This is a genomic window from Pantoea sp. MBLJ3, from assembly GCF_000816655.1.
Classification (GTDB): Bacteria; Pseudomonadota; Gammaproteobacteria; order Enterobacterales; family Enterobacteriaceae; genus Pantoea; species Pantoea eucalypti.
This window is the reverse complement of record NZ_JSUT01000018.1, coordinates 1-3046: the sequence shown is the minus strand read 5'-3', so window position 1 is coordinate 3046 and position 3046 is coordinate 1. Positions and strand designations below refer to the sequence as shown.

Below are 3046 nucleotides of genomic sequence, written 5' to 3'. Positions count from 1 at the left end.
TTTCGGACATACTCTGGGCTCATGCATCTGCAGCGGCTCATTAACTGGATAGCCCGGTCTGCCAGGGCTCACACAGCTTGTGGTCACCCTGACTTCATCGCAGAGCATAAAGTGCACCGTGTTCCCGCAGAGTATCGCCCTCGCGTATCACTGCTTTCATCCTTAATTCCTCCCTGAATCAGGGCTTTACAGTTGCCTTTAGATTTTCCGCCCAGCTGGACTCAATCATCGATTTTGCCAGCGCCAGCCGCTGATCGCTGATGATCTGAGTTTGCTGTGCAACCACCGTGCCGGGCTCCATCGTTGGCGCCTGCAGCTGTGTGGCATCAGACAGCATCGGTAATGGTTTACCGGAAAGCAGATCGATGGCCTGTTTTTCGAAATAAATGCCCCCCGCAGTACCGGCAAGACCCGCAAGTTTGCCCTTCACGGTTTTCTGTTTAATGATAACGGCCGCGCCTGCGGCAAGCGTCGCGGCGCCAACCACCGCCCCGGCAATCATCAACGGCGTCATCGGCTTACTGCTGCAGTTGCCGAAATAGATCATCCGGTAGAGGAAATAGCTGCCCCAGGGTTCGCGGGAGCCTAAGGCGTTGTGCATAAACCACGCGCGGGAATCATGAACCTGATCGTCAAACAGCGCGCGCGTCAGCCCGGCAGACCCGGTCGCGCTGCTCGCTTCTCCGGTCGCCGGGAAAAGCACGTCCTTGCGATCGTCACCCGCGGTTTTTATTTTCAGCCACTCACCGTACTGATTGTCGTTATTCAGCAGGAAGACGGCGTTACTCATTGAATCAACTGCAGTAAACAGCCAGTTCCCGGTATCCGACCGGGAGAGGCCGCTGTAATCTTCCCTGAACTCTTCGGCGGCCTGGCGCAGCTGAGTTTGCGCCAGTGCGGCGTCGAAATCCTTCGGGCCCGGCGGAAGCATCAGGAAGCCCTCTTCCGCAGTGTGGGCGGCTTTCATGGCCCGGCGAAGATCGTCAATTTTTCTCTTTGCTTCTTTCCAGTCTTCCTCAGACTGCTTTCTGACCAGCGGATCGCTGTCTTTATCCAGCCCGTTAGCCGCCGAATCAACATAGAAGCGCTGTGTTTTGTAGGTTCCACCGGCATAGCGATTGATACGCCACGCGGTGATCCAGCCCATCTGATTTTCAAGGGCTTTCTCCAGGCTGACCGGCGCGCGTGGCGGATCGTAGTTTGCGGCTTGTTCGGGGGAGAGGGGTTCATCGTGAGCTGTAAGGCCGAGGGTTATTTCGCGCCAGGCATTGAAACGATTGACTAATGAAGTGTCGATATCAAATTCATCAACCACATCGAAAGGCATAATCCGCCAAGTTTCTAAAGATATATCTTGAGGAAGTACATTTTTAGTTACTTTCAGGGGTGCTCCTGATGAAAATGCAGATGCATACATATCATGCAAAGCAATTTGAGACAGAAGTAAAAAACTCCTGTTTTCACTATCATTCGCCTTACCTTGATCTCCTGGTGGATAACCTCCTCCTAAATCCGAGTGCATCCCCGGATAAACCACTTCAAGGCTGTTCGCCGGATACTTACCATCCGGGCGGCGAATCGAATCCAGCGGGAAGCAGAGCCGCTGCTCATGAGAAGAGACCAGGTGAACGCACTTCTTAATCAACCCGCCGTAAATCTTCTCAGCCGGCAGCTCCTGGGTCCCGTTCGCCCAGCCCATATGCCCTTCCACCACCGGGGCGATATGCGCCACACCCACCGAGGCCACGGTATCCAGCAGGCCGAGGAACTCAACGCTGAGCGGAATTTTCAGCCCCTCCACCGCCAGACACTGCTCGGGTTTGTCTTTTCCCTCCTCAGGCTTTGGCAGCAGCTCACTGAGCCAGTTAACAAAAGCCCTCGCCGCTGCTGCCCCGCGCGAGAAGCCGTACACGTAAAGTTTGATCCCTAACAGCTTCGGCTTTCCAGGTTCGACAGGCACCCGGGCCTTTTGCAGATCTGGTGTCATCTCTTTCAGCAGGCTCTGGAAGGTCTCAAAACGGTTGGCCGCTCCGGTCAGCCCAAAGGACGCCATAGAGGTCGCCATTTTATCTACCGCGCTCCAGCTTTCGTCGTCCGAGAGCGTATCCAGGCCCATCGTCCGCTTCAGGGCATCGATAATCCGCAGCAGACCCCAGTTGATACGGTCCTCCCCTTGGGTCGCTGCCGCCAGCCCCATCATGCTGAAATCCAGATCGTTCACCTCGGGGAAAGGCGTCCCGACGCCGGGGATATAATATTTGTAGTACTTATCCTCGCCGCTGCCGCGGGCATCCAGCAACTCCGCTGTTTTACTCGCCAGCCCTCCGGCATAGCCCTGGCCGATAGTGGCGCGGAACAGACGGGCAATATTGGTGGGGTGCTTCGGGTCAGCAATATATAAATCATGATTAAGGTTATTGCCGGTACCGTCGAAAAACAGGCTGATATGCAACGTTTTACAGCACGGGGGCTCCACGCGTCGCCCGGCGGCCAGACACAGTTCCTGCCGCCAGGCCAGCTCGTGACTGTCCTGCTGCGCGCAGTTTGTACCGACCAGCGCAGCCTGAGTGGGTAAACGCCCCTGAGCCGGAAACGCCGGCGGGAACCACGCCAGTTCGGTGATTATTTCGGACATACTCTGGGCTCCGGCATCTTAAGAGGCTCTTTGATCGGGTGTTCCGGATGGCCATAGTTCGCACAGCTGGTCGTCACTTTCACCTCATCGCAGGGCAGAAAATGCACTGTGATCCCGCAGGTTTCCTGCCCCGAATAGTCCGGTACCGGTACCACCGCGCTGTGCTGGCGATTATTAGCACTCATTTTTTTTTCCCAGGCCAAATACTTTTCCGTATTTGCAAATCCCGGAAATCCTTTTGTAGATGCTTCACCACTTTCCCAGTCAATTTTTACCGTCATTCCGGGCCGCCACTTCGCCGGCACACCATAGCAGCAGCCACCACCTCCCCCCTGCCAGGGGCCAATAGCATCAATGCCGGACTGACCATCGACGCTGAAATGGTTGATGGCCCATTTGGTATGGTTGATT

At 55.7% G+C, this 3046-nt stretch carries 2 protein-coding genes and 1 pseudogene; all 3 read right to left on the bottom strand.

The genetic code is table 11. From position 1 onward, the window contains the following. Positions 1-129, bottom strand: a pseudogene (locus NP77_RS23875) (DUF3304 domain-containing protein); the annotation flags it as partial. Positions 130-178: 49 nt separating this feature from the next. Then, positions 179-2635 carry a DUF2235 domain-containing protein gene (locus NP77_RS19080; protein ID WP_039661314.1) on the bottom strand — a complete coding sequence of 819 codons (2457 nt, stop codon included), beginning with the start codon at positions 2633-2635 and terminating at the stop codon, positions 179-181. Beyond that, positions 2623-3046 (bottom strand): DUF3304 domain-containing protein (locus NP77_RS19075; RefSeq protein ID WP_039661313.1); only part of this gene is annotated, 424 nt, incomplete at its 5' end. The genes NP77_RS19075 and NP77_RS19080, both read right to left, overlap by 13 nt.